This is a genomic window from Promicromonospora sp. NPDC019610 (assembly GCF_044389365.1).
Classification (GTDB): domain Bacteria; phylum Actinomycetota; class Actinomycetes; order Actinomycetales; family Cellulomonadaceae; genus Promicromonospora.
Window position 1 is genome coordinate 133,077 of the sequence record NZ_JBIRXX010000001.1, and the last position, 20,086, is coordinate 153,162.

Annotated in this window: 14 protein-coding genes; 4 read left to right on the forward strand and 10 right to left on the reverse strand. The window is 72.4% G+C overall.

The genetic code is table 11. The features are described from left to right. Positions 1 to 59: 59 nt before the first annotated feature. Genes ACH45N_RS00600 through ACH45N_RS00615 form a run of 4 tightly spaced genes read right to left on the reverse strand, consistent with a single transcriptional unit; the run spans position 60 to position 4,290 of the window. Complete coding sequence (locus ACH45N_RS00600; protein WP_397390170.1) at positions 60 to 824, reverse strand: ABC transporter ATP-binding protein; 765 nt, start codon at positions 822 to 824, stop codon at positions 60 to 62. Then, positions 821 to 1,861: an ABC transporter ATP-binding protein gene (locus ACH45N_RS00605; RefSeq protein WP_397390172.1), complete on the reverse strand. Its 1,041-nt coding sequence runs from the start codon at positions 1,859 to 1,861 to the stop codon at positions 821 to 823. The genes ACH45N_RS00600 and ACH45N_RS00605 overlap by 4 nt, the downstream gene beginning before the upstream one ends. Further along, positions 1,851 to 2,840 (reverse strand): branched-chain amino acid ABC transporter permease, encoded by a 990-nt coding sequence (locus tag ACH45N_RS00610; protein ID WP_397390174.1) that lies wholly within the window; start codon positions 2,838 to 2,840, stop codon positions 1,851 to 1,853. Before ACH45N_RS00610 ends, ACH45N_RS00605 begins: the two co-directional genes overlap by 11 nt. A 13-nt stretch (positions 2,841 to 2,853) precedes the next feature. Further along, positions 2,854 to 4,290: a branched-chain amino acid ABC transporter permease gene (locus ACH45N_RS00615; protein WP_397390176.1), complete on the reverse strand. Its 1,437-nt coding sequence runs from the start codon at positions 4,288 to 4,290 to the stop codon at positions 2,854 to 2,856. Positions 4,291 to 4,605: 315 nt separating this feature from the next. Between ACH45N_RS00615 and ACH45N_RS00620 the strand changes: the two genes are divergently transcribed. Further along, positions 4,606 to 6,795, forward strand: coding sequence for a S9 family peptidase (locus ACH45N_RS00620; RefSeq protein WP_397393759.1), 2,190 nt, complete (start codon positions 4,606 to 4,608; stop codon positions 6,793 to 6,795). A gap of 4 nt (positions 6,796 to 6,799) precedes the next feature. On the opposite strand, the gene ACH45N_RS00625 is transcribed toward ACH45N_RS00620, so the two are convergent. From ACH45N_RS00625 to ACH45N_RS00635, 3 genes are all read right to left on the reverse strand, one after another. After that, positions 6,800 to 8,083, reverse strand: coding sequence for a glycoside hydrolase family 3 N-terminal domain-containing protein (locus ACH45N_RS00625; RefSeq protein ID WP_397390178.1), 1,284 nt, complete (start codon positions 8,081 to 8,083; stop codon positions 6,800 to 6,802). 55 nt (positions 8,084 to 8,138) lie between these two features. After that, complete coding sequence (locus tag ACH45N_RS00630; protein WP_397390180.1) at positions 8,139 to 9,269, reverse strand: threonine aldolase family protein; 1,131 nt, start codon at positions 9,267 to 9,269, stop codon at positions 8,139 to 8,141. 138 nt (positions 9,270 to 9,407) lie between these two features. Continuing rightward, the gene (locus tag ACH45N_RS00635; RefSeq protein ID WP_036971009.1) at positions 9,408 to 9,611 is read right to left on the reverse strand and encodes a cold-shock protein; all 204 of its coding nucleotides are present in this window, start codon (positions 9,609 to 9,611) and stop codon (positions 9,408 to 9,410) included. A gap of 337 nt (positions 9,612 to 9,948) precedes the next feature. Here ACH45N_RS00635 and ACH45N_RS00640 point away from each other — a divergent pair, with 337 nt between their 5' ends. Beyond that, the gene (locus ACH45N_RS00640) at positions 9,949 to 11,226 is read left to right on the forward strand and encodes an ABC transporter substrate-binding protein (protein WP_397390182.1); all 1,278 of its coding nucleotides are present in this window, start codon (positions 9,949 to 9,951) and stop codon (positions 11,224 to 11,226) included. A gap of 175 nt (positions 11,227 to 11,401) precedes the next feature. After that, positions 11,402 to 12,151: a hypothetical protein gene (locus ACH45N_RS00645; RefSeq protein ID WP_397390184.1), complete on the forward strand. Its 750-nt coding sequence runs from the start codon at positions 11,402 to 11,404 to the stop codon at positions 12,149 to 12,151. Positions 12,152 to 12,175: 24 nt separating this feature from the next. Here ACH45N_RS00645 and ACH45N_RS00650 read toward each other — a convergent pair whose 3' ends face one another. Continuing rightward, positions 12,176 to 16,225 (reverse strand): TM0106 family RecB-like putative nuclease, encoded by a 4,050-nt coding sequence (locus ACH45N_RS00650; protein ID WP_397390186.1) that lies wholly within the window; start codon positions 16,223 to 16,225, stop codon positions 12,176 to 12,178. A 408-nt stretch (positions 16,226 to 16,633) separates the two neighbouring features. Here ACH45N_RS00650 and ACH45N_RS00655 point away from each other — a divergent pair, with 408 nt between their 5' ends. Next, positions 16,634 to 17,551: an excalibur calcium-binding domain-containing protein gene (locus tag ACH45N_RS00655; RefSeq protein ID WP_397390188.1), complete on the forward strand. Its 918-nt coding sequence runs from the start codon at positions 16,634 to 16,636 to the stop codon at positions 17,549 to 17,551. Positions 17,552 to 17,678: 127 nt separating this feature from the next. On the opposite strand, the gene ACH45N_RS00660 is transcribed toward ACH45N_RS00655, so the two are convergent. Both ACH45N_RS00660 and ACH45N_RS00665 read right to left on the reverse strand, forming a co-directional pair. Continuing rightward, complete coding sequence (locus ACH45N_RS00660; RefSeq protein WP_397390190.1) at positions 17,679 to 19,019, reverse strand: hypothetical protein; 1,341 nt, start codon at positions 19,017 to 19,019, stop codon at positions 17,679 to 17,681. 2 nt (positions 19,020 to 19,021) lie between these two features. After that, positions 19,022 to 19,639 (reverse strand): SigE family RNA polymerase sigma factor, encoded by a 618-nt coding sequence (locus ACH45N_RS00665; protein ID WP_397393761.1) that lies wholly within the window; start codon positions 19,637 to 19,639, stop codon positions 19,022 to 19,024. Positions 19,640 to 20,086: the final 447 nt, after the last annotated feature.

Consider the following 20,086-nt stretch of genomic DNA (forward strand, 5'->3'; position numbering starts at 1 on the left):
AGCTCGAGCTACCGATCACCTGACGTTCTACCGACCACGCGGTTGTGTGTGTGGGTGTGTCAGCTCGCCTTGTCGACGTCCTCCGCGAGCGTGCCCAGGTAGAGCGAGATCACCTTCGGGTCGGACTGGAGCTCCTTGCCCGTCCCCGTGTACGCGTCCTTGCCCTGGTCCAGCACGTACCCCCGGTCGCAGATCTGCAGGCAGCGTCGGGCGTTCTGCTCGACCATGACCACGGACACGCCGGCCTTGTTGATCATCCGGGTGCGCAGGAACGTCTCGTCCTGACGCACCGGCGACAGCCCGGCGGACGGCTCGTCGAGGAGCAGCACCGACGGGTTCATCATCAGGGCTCGGGCCATGGCGACCATCTGCCGCTCACCGCCCGACATGGCGCCCGCCCGCTGTGCGCGCCGCTCCCCCAGGGTGGGGAACAGGTCGGTGATGAACTCGAACCGCTCGGCGAACGCCTTGGGCCGCAGGTACACGCCCATCCGCATGTTCTCCTCGACGGTGAGCGAGGGGAACACGTTGTTGTTCTGCGGCACGAACCCGACGCCCTGCGACACGAGGGTGTTCGCCTTCTGGTTGGTGATGTCCTCGCCGCCCAGGGTCACGGCGCCGGAGCGCACGTGGACCAGGCCGAACAGGGACTTCAGCAGCGTCGACTTGCCGGCGCCGTTGGGGCCGATGATGCCCACGAGCTCACCCTTGGCGACCTCCAGGTTGCACCCGTTCAGGATGTTCACGCCCGGCAGGTACCCGGCCACGATGTCGGTCGCCTTGAGCAGGATCTCCCGCTTCTCGGTCTTGGCCGCGTCGTTCATCGCTTCTCCTCCTCGGCCTCGAGCCGGGCCAGCACTGCGGGGTCGAGCAGCGAGTCGTCCCCGAGGTCGGTGTCGTGGTGCGCACCCAGGTAGGCGTCGACGACGGCCTGGTCCTGCATGACGGACTTCGGCGGCCCCTCGGCGACGATCTTGCCCTCGGCCATGACCACCACCCAGTCGGAGATGTGCCGCACGGCGTGCATGTCGTGCTCCACGAACAGCACGGTCATGCCGTCGTCGCGCAGTGCCTGGATGTGGTGCAGCAGCGACTGGACCAGGGCCGGGTTCACGCCGGCCATGGGCTCGTCGAGCATGATCATGGTCGGGTCCGTCATCAGGGCCCGCGCCATCTCCAGGAGCTTGCGCTGGCCACCGGACAGCGAGCCCGCGAAGTCGTCCTTCTTGGCGTCGAGCTTGAACCGCGCCAGGATCTCGAGCGCCTTCTCGGTGTTGCGCTTCTCAGTGCCCGCCCACAGCGGCTTCACCAGCGAGCCGAACAGGTTCTCGCCCGGGTTGTCCATCGCGGCGAGCAGCATGTTCTGCAGCACCGTCAGGCGGGAGAGCGCCTTGGTGAGCTGGAACGTGCGGACCATGCCGTTGCGCGCCACCTTGGCGGCGCTGACCCCGCCCAGCGACTTGCCCTCGAAGGACCACGAGCCCTGGTTGGGCTTGTCGAAGCCCGTGAGCAGGTTGAAGAAGGTCGTCTTGCCGGCGCCGTTCGGGCCGATGAGGGCCGTGATGACCCCGCGCTGGACCTCCAGGTGGTCGACGTCGACGGCGGTCATGCCGCCGAACCGGCGCTGCACGTCGTCGACGAGCAGGATCGGGTCCGGCTTGCTCACGCCGACCGTCGGCTCGACCGCGGCCAGGACGTGCTCCGCTTCCTTGGCGGCCGCGGAGTCGCTGCGCTCGACGGTGTCGAGCGCCTCGACGGTGCTCGCCGGCACGTCGGTCGCCTCGGCTGCCTCGGTCGCCTCCGCTGCCTCGGGCACGTCGGTCACCTCGGCCACCTTGTTCTCTGTCGTCTCATCGGACATCGAAGGCGAGCTCCTTCTTGTTCCCCAGGATTCCTTGTGGGCGGAAGATGACGAGCAGCATGAGGGTCACGCCGACGAGCAGACCACCGATCTGCTCCACCATCGTGGCCGTCACCACGCCTTCCAGGCCCTCGCGCATACCCGCGCGGAGCAACATGTAGACCGCATAGAAGAGCATGGACCCCAGGACGGGACCGAACAAGGTGGCGGCGCCGCCGAGCAGCAGGACCGTCCACGCGAAGAACGTCAGCGAACGCCCCATGGCGTCGGGCGCGACCGACCTGGGCAGCACGTACAGCATGCCGGCGAGCGACCCGCACATGCCGCCGAGCACCAGCGCCTGCATCTTGTAGGAGAAGACGTTCTTGCCCAGTGCGCGGACGGCGTCCTCGTCCTCACGGATGCCCTTGAGCACGCGGCCCCAGGGGCTGCGCGTGAGGAGCCAGACGAAGAGGACGGCGATGAGCACCACGGCCCACGCGAACAGGCGCGTCCACCACGAGTCGGAGCCCGTGAACACGTACTCGAGCGGACCGAACGCGCCCCGCTCGGGCGCCGCGGGCAGGAACGACAGCTCCTGGAACGTCGCCTTGAACGAGCCACCCGTGAGCCCCGCCGCGCCGCCGGTCCATTCCTGGAAGACGGTGGCACGGCCGAGCATTCGGATGATCTCCGCGGCCGAGATGGTCACGATCGCGAGGTAGTCGCCACGCAGCTGCAGCGTGGGTGCGCCGAGGACGAGCGCGAACAGCGCGCCCGCCGCGAGCGAGATGAGCAGGGCCAGCCAGAACGGCGCGCCCGAGATCGTGGCGATGCCGAAGCCGTAGGCGCCCAGCAGCATGAAGCCTGCCTGCCCCATGTTGAGGAGGCCGGTGAACCCGAAGTGCAGGTTGAGGCCGATGGCGGCCAGCGCGATGGCGGCCGTGGTCGGAGCGATGAGCTCGGCGAGCGCCTGGGTGAGGATGCGGCTCAGTTCCATGATGGTTCTCCTTTCAGCCGATCCGCTCGGCGCGGCCGAGCAGGCCCTGCGGCCTGAACAGCAGCACGAGGATGAGGATCACGAGTGCCGAGGCGTAGCGCAGGTCGCTCGGCATTCCGGGGATGAGGGTGGACATCTCGACGACGAGGCCGATCACGAGGGAGCCGAGCAGGGCGCCGTAGGCCGTGCCCAGGCCACCGAGGGTGACGGCGGCGAACATCAGGAGCAGCAGCAGCATGCCGAGCGACCAGTTGAACGAGCCGAACGAGATGGCCAGCAGCATGCCCGCCAGGCCGGCGAAGCCGGTGGACATGGTCCAGACGATGCGGATGATGCGGTCCGGGTTGATGCCGGTGGCCGCCGCGAGCGCCGTGTTGTCCGAGACGGCGCGGGTGGCCCGGCCGGTCCGGGTGCGGGTGAGGAACCAGGCGATGAAGAAGATCACGACGACCGCGACGAGCATCGAGATCCACGACGCGGTGCTGAGCGTGATGCCCGCGATCTCCAGGGGCCGGGGGTTCTGCGGCAGGACGCGGTGCGACCGGCCGCCGATGACCATCTGGATGGCGTACTGCAGCGCGAGCGACAGGCCGATGGTCACGATCATCATCTGCGTGACCGGGGTGCCGCGTCGGCGCAACGGGCCCCAGATCGCGGCGTCCTGCAGCCAGCCGGTGGCGGCGCAGACCACGATCACGCCGATCACGGTGAGCCAGACCGGCATGTGCAGCCAGTTGATGCCGATGAAGCCGAACATGGCGCCCAGCGTCACCTGCTCGCCGTGGGAGAAGCTCGACAGGCCGGTCGTGCCGTAGATGAGGCTGATGCCCACGGAGGCCAGGGCGAGCAGCAGGCCGAACCGGATCCCGGAGCCGAACTGCTGCCAGACCTGCTGCAGGGAGGGGCCGCTGCCCTCGGTGGTGGTGGTACCGGCTCCGCCGAGGCCCTCGTCCCCGGCGGCGGGTCCGGACGCCGCGTCCGTGGGCTCGCCCTCGGTCGGGGCGGTGGTGGCGCCCCCGCTCGGTTCGGCGCTCTCGGGGGGCGTGGTGCCCAACCGGAACGCCGCACGCGCGGAGCTACCGGTCTGTGCGACGACCTGCAGCTCGGTGGCCTCCGGGAAGAGCCCGTCGGGGACGGTCTCCTCGTCGAGGGTCAGCGTGTAGGTACCGACCTGCGGTACCTCCACGGACGCCGGCCCCTCCTGGGTGCTGGTCACATCTGTCTCGAACCCCGCGCCGGAGATGGTCACGCCCACGTCGGGGACGGGGTTGTTCTCCGCGTCCAGGACGATCGCCACGACGCAGGCGGTCGTGTCGTCGGGTGTGCAGTCGGCGGGCGCAGCGGCAGCCATCGCAGGTGCCGCGGCGATCACGGCCGGGATGGCCGCGGCCGCGAGCGTGGCCAGCAGCCTGCGCGCGGCCGTCGCGAGGTTCGGTCGGTCGGCTGTCATCTGCCGGGTCCTCCGTCGGTTCTGGTGTGTGGTGCTCCGAGGTCTCGGTGCCTACGACACCAGCATGATTCAGTCCTGCTTAACCAGGCCTGCATCAAACTGATGCCATCGGCGTGCGGCGAGTGTAGCCGTGCCATGTGTCACTCGTTACACCCGTGGGTCACACCCTGGTCACGGAGTGCCATCGCCGAGGCCAGGAGGAGGGTGCGGAACGCCCCCTCGCCCGGGCGTGGTCACGGTTAGGCTGACGCGGTGTCCGACGACGCCCTGACTCCCCCAGCGGCCGCCCCCGCGGTCGATCGACCGACCGGTTCCGTGCGGGTCCTCCCGTCCACCGAACCACCCTTCACCGTGCGCCGCCCGCGGGAGCGCACGTTCCACGGCGACACCTTCACCGACGACTACGAGTGGCTCCGTGACAAGGAGGACCCCGAGGTCGTCGCGCACCTGGAGGCGCAGAACGCCTGGACCCTCGACCAGCAGGAGCACCTGGCGCCGCTGCGGCAGACCCTGTTCGAGGAGATCAAGGGCCGCACGCTCGAGACCGACCTGTCGGTCCCCGCGCGCGACGGCGACTGGTGGTACTACGCCCGCACGGTCGAGGGTCAGCAGTACCCGATCCACGCGCGGTACCCCGTCGCCGGCCCGGACGACTGGACGCCCCGCGTGCTCGAACCGGGTCAGCCCGTGCCGGGCGAGCAGATCATGCTGGACCAGAACGCCGAGGCCGAGGGGCACGAGTTCTTCGCCCTGGGCTCGCTCGACGTCTCCGACGACGGCACCCGCCTGCTGTACGCGACCGACACCGCGGGCGACGAGCGCTACACGCTGCGTGTCCGCGACCTGGCCACGGGTGAGGACCTCCGCGACGAGGTGCGCGACACCGCGCCCGGCGCCATGTTCACCCCCGACGGCGAGCACATCTTCTACCTGACCGTGGACGACGCCTGGCGGCCCTGGCGCGTCTGGCGGCACCGGCTCGGTGCCGCCGGGTCGGACGACGTGCTGGTCTTCGAGGAGCCCGACGAGCGGTTCTGGGTGGGCGTGGGCCTGTCCCGGTCCAAGAAGTACCTGCAGATCGAGCTCGGCTCCAAGGTGACGAGCGAGTCGTGGCTGCTGGAGGCCGACGACCCGACCGGCGAGTTCCGCGTCGTCTGGCCGCGCCGCGAGGGCGTCGAGTACTCGGTGGAGCACGCCGTGCTGCCGGGTTCGACGGGCGAGCCCGAGGACACCCTGCTGATCCTGCACAACCGGGACGCGCTGAACTTCGAGCTGGTCGCCTCCCCCGTCCCGGCACGCGGCGAGACGGTCACCCCGGAGTCGGCGGCCGTCGTCGTGCCGCACGACCCGGAGGTTCGGCTGGAGGGAGTCAGCGCGAGCGAGCGCTACGCGGTGCTCTACTACCGCCGCGGGGCGATCTCCCGCTCGGCCGTGCTCCAGCTCCCCGCGAGCGGCCCGGTGACCTGGGACTTCCAGGAGATCTCGTTCGGTCAGCCGCTGGAGTCCGTCGGCGCGGGCGTGGGCGTCTGGGAGCAGCCCAACCTCAAGGTGGGCTACACGTCGTTCGTCACGCCGTCGTCGCTCTACCTGTACGACGTCGCCTCCGGCGAGCGCACGCTGCTCAAGCAGCAGCCCGTGCTCGGCGGCTACGACGCCGGCGACTACGACCAGCGCCGGGAGTGGGCCGTCGCCGAGGACGGCACGCGCGTGCCGATCTCGCTCGTCTGGCGCAAGGACAAGGTGCGGTTCGACGGCGCGGCCGGCTCGGACGACCCGGCGCCCGCCGAGCCCGCTCCCCTGCTCCTGTACGGGTACGGCGCGTACGAGTACTCGATCGACCCGTACTTCTCGATCGCCCGCCTGAGCCTGCTCGACCGCGGCGTCGTCTTCGCCGTCGCGCATGTCCGGGGCGGCGGCGAGATGGGCCGTTCCTGGTACGACGACGGCAAGCTGGCCGCCAAGCGCAACACGTTCACCGACTTCGTGGCGTGCGGCCGCCACCTCGTCGCCACCGGCTGGACGGCGTCCGACCGCATGGTGGCCGACGGCGGCAGCGCCGGCGGGCTGCTCGTCGGCGCTGCCACCAACCTGGCGCCCGAGCTGTTCGCCGGGGTGCTGGCCGGGGTGCCGTTCGTCGACGCGCTGACGTCGATGCTCGACCCGACGCTACCGCTGACCGTCACCGAGCGGGACGAGTGGGGCGACCCGCTGAACGACCCCGAGGTGTACGCGTACATGCGCTCGTACACGCCGTACGAGAACGTGCCCGACGACGCCGCGCACTACCCGCGCGTGCTCGCCACCACCAGCTTCAACGACACCCGCGTGCTGTACGTGGAGCCGGCCAAGTGGGTGGCCCGGCTGCAGGCCGCGGGGGCGCCGGCGATGCTCAAGATCGAGATGTCGGCCGGGCACGGCGGCGTCTCGGGCCGCTACTCCGCCTGGGAGCAGGTGGCGTTCGAGCACGCCTGGACCCTGGACGTGCTGGGCCTGGCCGGCCTCTGAGAGCTCAGAGGCCGGCCTTGGCCGCGACCACCCGGGCCGCGGCCACGTCGATCTTGGCGGCGAAGGCCGGGTCGCCCTTCGCCGCCTGGACCAGCGCGTCCACCATCGCCGGGGCCACGGACGGCTTCGCGGACGCGAGCACCACGTCCACCCCGGCGTCGACGGCGCGGACGGCCCGCTCCCCCGGCGGCACGCTCTCGACCTGCACCGCCGCCGACAGGTCGTCGGTGATGATCACGCCGTCGAACCCGTGCGCGCGGACCAGGTCCACCACGGTGGGGCTGAACACGGCCGGCGCGTCCGGGTCGATCCGGGCGTAGATCGCGGACGACATCATCACCAGGCCCGAGCCGTCCTTGATGCCCGCGTCGAAGATCGCCACCGACGGGTCGTCGGGACCGGTCACCGTGTCGGTCACGCCGGCGGTGGTGTCCGTGTTGCCGGTGACGCGGCCCAGCCCCGGGAAGTGCTTGATCGACGTCTGCACGCCGGCGTCCCGCTGGCCCTCCGCGAACGCGTTGCCGTGCGTGATCACGGATTCCTGCGTGTACCCGTAGTTGCGCCCGAAGACGCCGATCGGCGCGTTCGACGCCGCGTTCTGCTGCGGCACCAGGTCCAGCACCGGCGCGAGGTTGAGGTTCACGCCCGCGGCGGCCAGCTCCTGGCCCCAGGTCAGCGACCGAGCACGCAGGTCGGACGGGGAGAGCTGCGCCTGGTCGAGGGCGCTGGGCATGTCGCTGAAGCCCTTCCCGCGCAGCACCTGCACCTCGCCGCCCTCCTGGTCGGTCGCGACGAAGAGGGGCACCGGGGAGGTGGACGCCGCGACGGCGGCGTCTACCAGGTTCTTCACCGGCTGCCGGCCGGCGTGGGTGCGGCCGTGCAGGAAGACGCCGCCGATCTCGCGGCTCGCGAGCATGTCGAACGTGGGCTGGAACGGGCCTTTGACGGGCAGGCCGACCATCACGACCTGGCCCACCTTCTGCTCCAGGCTCCAGCCGGCCACGAGCGACAGGTCGGGCTCGCCCGGCGTCGGCTCCGGCGTGGGCGGCGCGGACGGCGTCGTGCTGGGCGCCGGAGGCGCCGCGCCGTCCGACGGCGTTCCCCCGCCGGACGGCGAGCCGCTCGGCGTCGGACTCGTCGGCGGCGTGCTCGGCCGCGCGCTCGACTGGGACGGTCCGGGCAGGGAGGTCGGTCCGGGTTCGCCGGCCGGCGCGGAGCAACCCGCGGCCAGCGCGGCGACCGTGAGCACGGTCGCGGCGAGCAGGCCGGCGGGGCGAAAACGGGTCATGACCATCAGTGTCACCCCATCGCGGCTCCGACGTGCAATCGGCTCCCCGGCGAGCTCAGAGCGCCGCGCCGACCACCCGCACGAACTCGTCGACGTCCGCCTCCGTGGTGTCCCACGCGCACATCCAGCGCACCTCGACACGGTCGGCGGTCTCCCCCGGCGCCCAGTCGTAGAACCGGGCGTGCTCGCGCACCCGGTCCGCCGCCGCGCGGGGCAACGTGACGAACACGACGTTCGCCTCGGTCGGGTACCGCAGGACGATCCCGGAGCCGGGCTGGAGCAGCCCGGCCGCCTCGATACCCGCGCGCAGGCGCGCGGCCATCGCGTTCGAGTGCGCCGCGTTACGGAGCCACAGCGGCCCACCATCGCGGCCGGACGCCGTCGTGCCCGACGTCGGCGTGCCCGGCTCGCCGAGCAGCGCCAGGAGCTGGGCCGACACGAACCGGGTCTTGGACGCGAGCTGCATCGTCGCCTTGCGCAGGTACGGCACCGCCTCGGACAGCGCCGCCGCGCCCGCCGGACCTGCCGCACCGCCGCCGCCTGGCAGGACCACCACGGCCTCGCCCAGCATGCCGCCGTTCTTCGCCGCGCCGAGCGACACGATGTCCACGCCGACGTCGGTGGTGAGCTCCCGCAGCCCGACGCCGAGGGTCGCCGCCGCGTTCGCGAGGCGGGAGCCGTCGACGTGCACGCGCAGGCCGGCCGCGTGGGCGGCGTCCGCGAGCAGCTTGAGGTCGGCCACGGAGTAGACCGTGCCGAGCTCCGTCACCTGGGTGAGGCTCAGCACCGCGGGCTGCGCGCGGTGCACGTCACCGAGGTCGCCGGCGTAGCGGTCCACGGCATCGGGCCCGATGCGGCCGTGCCGGCTCGGCACGGCGAGGATCTTGAGGCCGCCCACCCGCTCGGGCGCCCCGTTCTCGTCGGTGTGGACGTGCGCGACGTCACTGGTGATCACCGCGCCCCAGCGCGGGGCGGCGGCCATGAGGCTGATGACGTTCGCCCCCGTGCCGTTCAGGACGGGGAAGATGCGGGCCTGCTCGCCGAACACCTCCTCGGCGCGGTGCTGCAGGCGGGCCGTGACGGGGTCGTCGCCGTACGCGACGGCCGCGCCGTCGTTCGCCGCGGCGACCGCGGCCATGACCTCGGGGTGGACGGGAGCGTAGTTGTCGGAGGCGAAGTGCTGCACCCGCCCATTCTCCCGCCCCGGCGCCGAGCAACCCGACCGGCTCCGGGCAGGGCGAAGGCCCGGCCACCTCGAAAGGTGACCGGGCCTCCGGGGTACAACCGGGCGAACTCAGGAGCCCGCCATGCCGGCTGTCAGAGATCAGATCGGGCGGATGTTCTCCGCCTGAAGGCCCTTCGGGCCCTGCTTCACGTCGAACTCGACGCGCTGGTTCTCCTCGAGCGAGCGGTAGCCGCTCGACTGGATCGCGCTGAAGTGGGCGAACACGTCCTGCCCACCGTCCTCGGGTGCGATGAACCCGAAGCCCTTCTCGGCGTTGAACCACTTGACGGTTCCGAAAGCCATGTACTGCTCCTTGCAAGATGCGACGACCCCGGCCTTCGGGATCGCTGTAATCACGGTGTCGTCGTCATCTCTTGGAAGAACGATCGAGGCACTGCAACACGGCAAGCGTACCTGCCTGTGCCCAGGATAGCCCGATCAATCTCCGAGAAGTGCGTCGGGCAGGCGACCGGATGAACTTTCCTTGGGTCTAGGGTGATGTGGGTCACGTCCTCGTAACAATCTCGGTCGGTGTGGGGGATTCGTGACACAGGCGTCACACAAGGTGACTACTTTCAGCGACCACGACGGAGCAAAGTGCGCCGTCAGATCCACTCCCGCTTGAAGGGGAACAGCAGACATGATTCGACGTTCCACGGCTGCGCGCGGGCTCGCGCTAGCGGCAGTCCTCAGCGTGGGCTTGGCAGCCTGCTCCACCTCGGGTTCTGGCGATGGAGAGGGCGGTGGCTCGGCCGAGCCGCTCGTCGTCGGCACCATCCTCCCGATCACCGGCTCTCTTGCCTACCTCGGTCCGCCCGAGGTCGCGGGCGTCGGACTTGCGATCGACGACATCAACGCGGCCGGGGGTGTCCTCGGTGAGGACGTGACCCTCGAGTCCGGTGACTCCGGTGACTCCACCGACATGAGCGTGTCGACGAACACGGCCACCGACCTCATCGGCAAGGGCGTCCAGGTCGCCATCGGCGCCGCGTCCTCGTCCGTGTCCCAGAACGTGGTGGACCAGTTCACCGAGGCCGGGGTTCTCCAGATCTCGCCCGCGAACACCGCCACCGAGCTCTCCGGCGTGAGCGACCTGTTCACCCGTACGGCTCCGCCGGACACCGTCCAGGGCGCCGCGCTCGGCTCGCTCGTGCTCGACGACAACCACCAGAAGGTGGCGTTCCTCGTGCAGAACGAGACCTACGGCACCGGTCTGCGCGACAACGTGCAGAAGTCGATCGAGGCCGGCGGTGCCGAGGCCGTCTACGGTGCCACGGGCTCCGGCGAGGAGTTCGCCCCGGGCGAGACCAACTTCTCGTCGATCGTCACCGACGCCCTGGCCGCCAAGCCGGACGCCATCGTCATCCTCGCGTTCGAGGAGACCAAGGCCGCCATCGCCGAGCTCGTCTCGCAGGGCTGGGACTTCGACGGCACCACGTACCTCTGCGACGGCAACACCGCCGACTACTCCAAGGACTTCGACCCGGGGACGCTCAAGGGCGTCGTCGGCACCATCCCCGGCGCCGACCCCGCGCAGGAGTTCAAGGACGAGGCGAGCGCCTGGTACGAGGAGAACGAGGGCGAGCCGCTGACCGACTACGCCTACGCCGCCGAGTCGTACGACGCCGTGATCCTCGCCGCGCTCGCCGCGGTGAAGGCCGAGTCGACCACCGGTACCGACATCGCCGCCCAGATCCGGTCCGTGTCCGGTGCGGACGGCGGCACCGAGGTGTCCACCTTCGAGGAGGGCGTCGCCGCGCTCGAGGCCGGCGACGACATCCACTACACGGGTGTCTCCGGCATCGGCCCGATCAACGAGGACAACGACCCGTCGTCCGCGTTCATCGGTGTCTACAACTACGCCGACGACAACACGCTCGAGTTCGACCGTGCGATCGAGGGCTCCGTCGAGGGCTGACGCTCTCGGCTGACACAGCACGAAGGCCCGGTCACCTCGGTGGCCGGGCCTTCGTCCTGTCCTGCTTCATGTGGTGTTCGTGTCGGGGAGGGACGATGGCCGGGAACCCTGGACCACGGCACGCCGTTGACCGGGGTGGACCGTCAGGACCGAACCTCACGAAGGACTGAGATCAATGGGCTTCCTCGACCGACTGCTCGGCCGCGAGCCGCGCGAGCAGACACCCGGCATGTACCAGGGCGGCGGCACGCCGCGGCCGCAGTACCAGCAGGCCCCGGGTCAGACCCCGGCCTACGGCACCGCCCCGGTCTACGGGTCCGCCGCGAGCACGGGACGCAGCGAGGACGAGGTGGCCATCGAGCGCTACCGCTACCTGCTGCGCACCGCACCGCCGGACCGGGTCGAGGAGGCGCACGCCGAGGCGTTCGCCCAGCTCACGCCCGAGCAGCGCAACCAGGTGCTGGCCCAGCTCAGCGAGACCGTGCCGGCCAACGAGCGCGCGACGTCGGACGACCCGCGCGACCTGGCCCGCATGGCCACCCGCGCCGAGATGCGCAACCCCGGCACCCTGGAGCGAAACTTCGGCGCGAGCCGCGGCCCGGGCTTCGGCTCGATGCTCGGCGCGAGCATGCTCGGCACCATCGGCGGCATGGTCATCGGCTCGGCCGTCGCGGACATGATGTTCGGCAGCTCCTTCGGCGACCCGGCGCAGGACTTCGCCGGCGAGGAAGGTGGCGGCGAGGGCGGCGGTGAGGAGGCCGGCGGTGAGCCGGTCGAGGCGGCCGGCGCTGAGGGCGGCGACCCGGGAGCCGACGCCGGGGCGGACGCCGGCGGCGACGGCGGCGGCGGGTTCTTCGGCGACATGTTCGGCGGCGGGGACGGCGGCGGCGACTTCGGAGGCGACTTCGGCGGTGGCGAGTTCTGACCCGTCCCGCCCGGGCCGGGCGGCTCAGGCGCCGATGAGGCGCAGGAAGCCGCCCAGCTCCATGAGGTGGCGCACGCCGTCGGCCTCCAGGTCGCCGGGCAGGTAGTCGGTGAGGCGGGGCGACGAGATGACGACGGCCCGCCACTGCGCGCGCGACACCGCCACGTTGATCCGGTTGCGCGAGAGCAGGAAGCCCATCCCGCGGGAGACGTTCTCGGGGGCCGAGGCAGCGAGCGTCAGGATCGCGACCGGCGCCTCCCGGCCCTGGAACATGTCGACGGTCCCGACGGGCACCCCGCCGAGGCCCGCGGCGCGCAGGGCCTGGCGCACCGTGTGCACCTGCGCGTTGTACGCCGCGACCACCACGACGTCGTCGGGACCCAGGGGCCGGGCCGGGCGCCCGGCCCCCGGGTGCCACGTGCGGCCGACGACGCCCCGCACCTGACGGACCACCTCGTCGGCCTCCTGCCGGGACGACGTCGAGCGCCCCTCGTGGACCACCGGCACGTGCGCCACGCCGGGAGCCACGCCGTCGAGCGAGCGCTCCGTCGTGACGGGGTGTGCCGAGAGCCGGCCGGCGTAGGAGAGCTGGGACACGGCCGCGCAGACCTCGGGGTGCATGCGCCACGACTCGGGCAGCAGGTAGCCGAGGCCGTCAGGCAGCACGGAGCTGCCGGCCGCGAGCCAGGCGAGCGCCGACGCGTCCACCGGCTCGGGGTGCCTGCCCTGGCTCACCTGCGGAAGCTGCTGCGGGTCGCCGAGCAGCAGGAGCCGCTCGGCGGCCCGGCCGACGGCGACGGTGTCGGCGAGCGAGAACTGCCCCGCCTCGTCGATCACGAGCAGGTCCAGCCCCTCGTCGGGCCAGCGCTCGTGCGCGAAGTCCCAGGCGGTGCCGCCCACGACGCAGCCGCCGGGGCTGCCGGCGGCGAACTCCGCGAGCTGGCTGCCCGTCAGCTCCTGCCATGGGCCGGCCGGCTCCCGCTCGACGCCCTTCGCGCGCTGCTTCTTGGCGACCACGTCGACGGGTACCCCCGCCTTGTCGACGAGGCAGCTCAACAGGTTCTCGACCGCCGAGTGCGACTGCGCGACCACGCCCACCCGCCAGCCGGCGTCGACGAGCCGGGCGACCACGTGCGAGCCGACGTGCGTCTTGCCCGTCCCGGGCGGGCCCTGCACCGCGAGGTACGAGTGGTCGAGCCGCTCGACGGCGGCGAGCACGGCGGCCTCGAGGTGGAGCCCGCCGATGTCTCCCCCGCCGCTCGCGCCGGTGAGCTCCGGCAGGTCCCCGCCGCGCTGCCCCGTGGCGGGGTCGACCAGCCGGGGCGGACGGCGGCACAGCAGGTCCACGGCGGCGCCGTCGGGCAGGGTGCGGTTCGCGTCCCACGCGGCGAGCGCCGCGCGGGCGGCATCCTCGGTCGCGCGCTCCTGCGCGTCGTGCGCCGGCCCGCGCTGCGGGGCGAGCGCGACGGGCGCCTGGTCGTGCGGGTCCGCTCCCCCGGAGAGCCGCTCGCGCAGGACCACGACGTCGCGGCCCCGGGGCGCGTCGTCGCTCGCGGGCTCCTCGCGGAGCTCCAGGAGTACGCCGCCGGAGTGCTCGCCGCGGACGGCCCGCGCCTCCAGCTCGCCGACCACCGGGGGTACGGGCTGGTCGTACAGCACGTGCACGGGGTCGCCGACACCCAGGTCGGACCCGTCGATGCGGGACCCGTCGAGCATCCGGCCCACCAGCTCGATCTCGCGCGAGGGAAGCCGGTCCCGCCCGACGACGCTCCAGTCCCGCAGCACGCGCGAACGTTCCACGTGGAACGTCGACCGCCGGCCGGGCCACTCGTCCAGGGGCAGCTCGAGCCGCGCGAAGTGCTCCTGCCAGAACGGCTTCTCCTCCCGCTGGTAGTACCCGACGGCCGCGCCCAGCAGCGCGAGCGCCTGCACCTCCAGGGACCGTTCCCCCCGGTTCTCCCCGACCCGCTCGGCGATCTCGCCCGCCAGAGCCAACCGCCGCTCCCGCCCCTCCCGCCGAGCAACCCCCCGCCCGGCACCCCCTTCCCCGTTCCTCCCACCAGATCCCCCGGCGACCGAGCCGGAACTGAGCCCCCCACGCTCAACAGCACTCCCCCCGTACCCCCCACCCGGGGGCTCGGGCTCTCCCACCCCACCCCCGGCAGTGGCCCCACCCTCCTCGGCAGGCGACCCGACAGCAAAGGCCGTGGGAAGCGAGACCCCGCGCGCGGATGTATCCCTTCCCGAAGTGGAGGGCCCCCTGGGGCCCGTGAACGCATCCGCGCGCGGGGTCTCGCTTCCCACGGCCGCCCCGGCCGCGCCCGACGAAACAGACTCCCGCGCAAACCTCAACCAGTCCAACAACCGCAACGTCGACCGGCAGTCGTACTCGTTGTAGTCCAGGATCCGCTGCCGCAGCTCCGCAGCCCGCGCGTCTCCCTCACCAGCCAACTTCGCGTACTCCGCGTACTCCGTGACCGACGCCGTGGCGCTCGTGACGCCCTCCCGCGCCGGGTCGTCCTGCATGTAGAGCGGTTCCAGCTTCTTGATCGACTTGGACCGGTTGGAGATACGCAGGCACGACCGGACCACGGCGTAGAGGTCGACGAGCACGCCGTCGCGCAGGAGCTGGTCCACCTCGTCCTCGTAGACACCGTGGCGTGCCGCGATCGAGAGCAGGTGCGTCCGCTCGTACGCGGCGTAGTGGTAGACGTGCAGGTCGGGATGCTCCGCGAGCCGTGCGTGGAGATGGTCCACGAACCGCACGAGCGCGTCGCGCTCACCCGCCAGGTCGTCGGCCCACAGCCCGTGGAACGGCGGGTCGCCGCCGTCCGGCCCGGGGCGTTCGACCCAGCCGAAGAGGTAGTCGAGGCCCATGGCCGGCGCCTGGTCGTCACCGGGCAGCCGCGCCTCCTCCCACAGGGGGTCGCCCTCGAAGTCGAAGAACATGTCGCCCGGGCTCGGCGGCGGGAGGCGGTCGATCGCCTCGGTCGCCACGAGCTGCCAGCGGAGCCGCGCGTCGGGGCCGTCCGGGTCGACGCCGTCGGGCAGGTGGTCGAGCGCGACCGAGCCGTCGCCCTCGTCCAGCCCGAGCTGGAGACGCGCCTGGGCGCGCAGGCCCTCGAAGCGGCCGGCCGCCATGCCGTCCGGCGGGGCGTCGGCGGACGCGAGCGCGTCGATCGTGGTGATTCCCGCCGCGGACAGCCGGGCCCGCTGCGCCCCGTACACCCCGCCGACGAGCAGGACGTCCCGGCTCTCCTGCGCGGCCTCGGCGCAGTCCGGGCAGTCGCGCAGCCGGCCGCACGCCAGGTAGCGCTCGTCGTGCCAGCGCACGGGTCCCTCGTCGGCGACGTGCTCGTCCAGGACCTCGACCAGCCGGGCCCGCCGCTTGCGGAAGACCGGCAGCAGGTCGGCCAGCCGGTGCGACGTGGTCTCGCCGGTGCCGAGCACCAGGTGCACCTCGTCGGTCGGGTCGATCCGCGCCGCCATGAGCTGGTCCGCGTACGCGGCGAGCTGCAGCAGGGCCCGCACCTTGGTGCGGCGGGCGAGCTTGGAGTCGTGCACGGCGTACCGCGGCCGGGCGACGTGCACCTCGGCGTGCCGGGGCCACCGCTCGGGCGGCACGACGCCCTCGGCGCCGCCCAGGCGGACCGTCTCCCCCAGCAGGTCGCGCACCAGGAAGTCGGCCCGGCCGTGGAACCGCCCGTCGAAGAACGAGGCCTGGTAGACGACGTCCGCACCCTGCTCCAGGGCGGCCAGGGTGCGGTCGTGCGCGTCCACCAGCTCGTCCCGCGCCATGCGACGGGCGGGCGCGACCTCGAGCACCCCGCCGGGCCGGTCGCCGTCGGCCGGGCCGAAGGCGCGCAGGTGCCCGGCGAGGACGCGGCGTTCGTGATCCTCACCGAGGGCCGCCGTGCGTGCGAGCATCTCGTCCTCCTCCCGCACCCGGCGCGGGCTGCGGCCCAGGAGCTCGTCGAGGCGGCGCAGCAGGCGGAACTCGCACTCGCCCGCGACCACGAGGTCGCTGGCCGAGTGCACGAGCGTGCTGGCGTCGTCGCGCTCCAGGAGGAACATGCCCCCAGGTCTACCAGTGACCTCTGACACGAGCGCGCTACTGTCGCCCTCACACGCGGGGGAAATGTCCGGCATGGCCAATGCTTCTGGCGCCGACCCGCCCGCATGGCCGATAGTGGGGCCGACCGTATCGAAGGAGCAACCATGCCCGTGCGCTTCAACCCGCCTCCGGGTTGGCAGGTGCCCCCGGGATTCCGACCCGACTCCACCTGGGCTCCCGACCCGTCGTGGCCCCCGGCCCCGCCCGGTTGGGACTACTGGGTCGACCGCCCCGACGCCCCCCAGCCCGATTCCGGACCCACGGGTGCCGCACCGCCGGCACCCCCCGCACCACCAGCTCCCCCGGCACCGCCGGCTCCCGTCGGCGGCCCGGACGGAGGTGCCGACACGAGGACCGTCGCGATCCAGGTGATCGACGCTCCTGGCCGCCGTCCGGCGCCCGCGCCTTCCGCGCCCCCCGCCATGATCCCCGCGGACGCGATGGGCTCGACCATGACGATGGCGCCCATCGGCGCCCCACCCGCGGCGGGACCGCCCCGGCCGGGCTCCGGGCCACAGGCCGTCTACCCGCCGCAGCCCGGGATGGCGCCACCACCCCCGCCGCCCGAGGCCAAGGGCCCGGCGTCGGGCATGCTCGCCGCCCTCAAGGGGCTCGGCGGCCGGAAGGCGACGACGCCTGCCGCAGGCCCCGAGCCCCACCAGGGCGCCGGCGGCCCCGGCCCGCTCAGCATCGACGACGTGAACCGGCGGCCGGGCGCCCCTGTCCCCGTCGGCACCCTGGCACCCGGACCCCAGGGGGCCCAGCGCCCCGGCGGCCCGTCCCGCCCGAGCGGCTCGCGCCCCCCGGGCGCCGGGCTCATGGTCGCCATCGGCATCGCCGGGCTCGCGCTCGGCGTGATCATCGGTGTGGTGGTCACGGCCGGCCAGCAGGCCGACGCGAACCAGGCCATCTCCGACGCCCAGAACATCCGGTCGGAGATGGACGAGGCCCGCGCCGAGATCGAGGCCGCCCAGGCGCAGGTCGACAAGCGACGCGACGAGGTGGCCGAGCGCGAGAAGGCGCTGGGCGACCGCGAGGCGCAGGTCAAGGAGCAGGAGGCCGCGCTCAAGCAGCAGCAGGAACAGCAGCAGCAACAACAGGAGCAGCAACAGCAGGAGCAGCAGGAGGAGGAGAACGGCAACGGAAACGGCAACGGGACCGTCTTCTACTGGAACTGTGACGCCGTCCGCGCCGCGGGCGCCGCGCCCCTGCCCAACACGGCGCCGGGCTACCTGCCGCACCTGGACCGGAACGGCAACGGCGTCGCCTGCGAGGACGGCGAGTAGGCCGCATCGCCCAACCGGGTCAGGACAGAAGTGAACGGGCCGAGGCAGATCCCCAGATTCTGCCTCGGCCCGCTCGGTTGTTCCCGGCCCACGCCATCTCCCCAGACGAGACGCGGACCGGGAAGTCTTAACCCCCGAAGAGTCCCTCCAGGAGTTCACCGAGACCGAGGGGATCCTCGTTCTCGGGAGCTTGGGTCGGCTCCTCGCTCGGAGCCGGGGTGGGCGACACACCGCCGTCGGGCAGGACCTCGCCCGTCGCGGCGAGCTGCGACGCCTCGCTGATGTCGATCAGGCACAGCCGCCAGACGTCGGCGTCCACGCCCTTCGGCGCCTGCCAGAACGCCTTGCCGGTGAGGCCCGGCGGGGCGGTCCAGGCCGTGCCCGTGCGCTGCGCCACGCAGGCCTCCATCGCGGGCACCTCGTTCGCCTGCGGGTCCTCGACCAGCAGCGGGGCGAGGTCCGCGACGATCGGCGTGGGTTCCGCGGCCTGCGGCGTGGCGACGTCCTCGCCCGCGACGTCGTGGATGACCGCACACTCGGGCGACGTGCTGCGGCACCAGGACGCGCTCCAGGTGTCCTGGCTCGCGTAGACGAAGCCGCGCGGCTCCGCCGTCGAGCGGTCCACCTGCAGCACGCGCATCCACACGCTGCCGTCGCCGAGCACGTCGAACGGCGTGACCGGGAGCGATGCGCCCGCCTGCGGCGCACCCTTCTCGGCCCCGGACCCCGGTGACGCGGACGCCCCCTGCGCGTCCGCGGCACCATCGGTCTGCGGGTCGTCGAAGACCAGGAACTGGTCCCCCTCCTCCGCGCCGGAGGAGAAGCCGAACACGAGGGCCGGGCCGCCGTCGGACGGCAGGACCATCGCATCGGACGTGACGCCGCGCCAGAGCAGGGTTCCACCGAGGTTCCCCGCGCGGAGGTTCTGCAGGGCGGTGTCGCCGCCCGCGAGGACCTCCAGGTCTGTGGCGCTGTGCCGGCCGTCGATCTTCGCCAGGGTCACGACCGCCAGGTAGCGGTCGCCCCCTCCGGCGGGCAGGCCGAGGTCGAGCACAGCGGTGTCCCCGTCGACGCGGTACGCGGCGGGCCGCGCCACGGAGGTCACACCGGGCGCGAGCTCCGCGAGCTTCGTCACCGGGTCGGGCGTCGGCAGCGCGGTGGCCGACGGCGGCGCGGGGTCGACCTCGACCGTCGCCATCGGCTCCGCGGACTCGACGGGTGCGACCTCTACCGGGGCGCTGCTCCAGAGCCCCGGAATGCCCGGGAGCGCGCCCGCCACGCCGGCTCCGGCCGTGGCCAGCACCAGCGTCGAGGCCAGCGAGACACCGGCCCGGCGCACGGCGTGCTTGCGCCGGCTCGACCGCAGGACGCCGTCCAGGTCGAGCGTCGACGCGGGCACCGACGCGTGCGCCGACTCGCGGAGCCGGACGACGAAGTCGTCGTCGGGAGCGCCGTGGGAGAGGTTCATGTTCATCGCGTTCCGCCCAGCGAGTCGAGATCGAGGATCGCGCGCAGGTGGGCGAGGCCGCGCGAGGCCGTGGACTTCACGGTGCCGAGGGGGATGCCGAGCTCGGTCGACACCTCGGACTCCGAGAGGTCCAGGAGATGGCGCAGCACCACGACGCGGCGCTGCTTGAGCGGGAGGCGCAGGAGGGCGCGCACGACGGTGTCGCGGTCGTCCACGGTGCGCGTGGGCATCCGGCTCGACGCGCGGGCCACGCGGACGTCGTCCTGCGGCAGCTCGTCGGGTCCGGTCAGCACCTCGCGCCGCGTACGGCGCCAGGCGTCGATGCGCAGGTTCGCCAGGACCCGGCGCGCGTACACCAGCGGGTCGCCCTGGCGGGCCTTGTGCCAGTGCCGGTAGCAGCGCTCGAAGGTCTGCTGCGTGAGCTCCTCCGCGCGGTGGGCGTCACCGCTGAGGAGGAAGGCCATCCGGTGCAGGGGATCCTTGGCCTCTCGCATGAACGCGGTGAACTCTTCGTTCTTCGAGATCTGTGCGTTCCTGCGCGCGTGAGTGGCCCTCGGCCGGTCTGTACGCACGGGGAGCGAGGGTACGTCATCCGGCTCCCCCGACCCACCTCGAACCACCGTGAGCGGTCGGGTGGCCGGGACCGGTTCGGCCGAGCCCCTGCGAGGTCTGTCCTTGGCCCTGCCGAGGGTGCCGTTCGACGTGGCGGCGGGCCCGGGCTCCGGGTCGCGCTCGGTCGTGGCTGCCGGGCCGGCGTCTCCGTCGTCCGCGACCGGCACGATCGCGAGCTCCGCCGCCGACCTCGGCGTCGAGGTGGATGAGGAATCTGGGGTGTTCTGCTGGGTTGTCACGGTCTCCAGGTCGTCCGCAGAGCTGGAGTCGGCGCGCACGACACGCAGGACCACGGGCTTGGGGGCCCGGGACTCTGGCGCTCGAACACGCGGACTCGTGACTGTCACGAACGGAACACGGCCTCACCGGGACGAAGGTTCCATTTTGGTTCAGAGAAATTTTCCGGGCCGCACGTGGCCCGGGCCGCCGCGCCGTCCCCCACCCGACGAAGCACG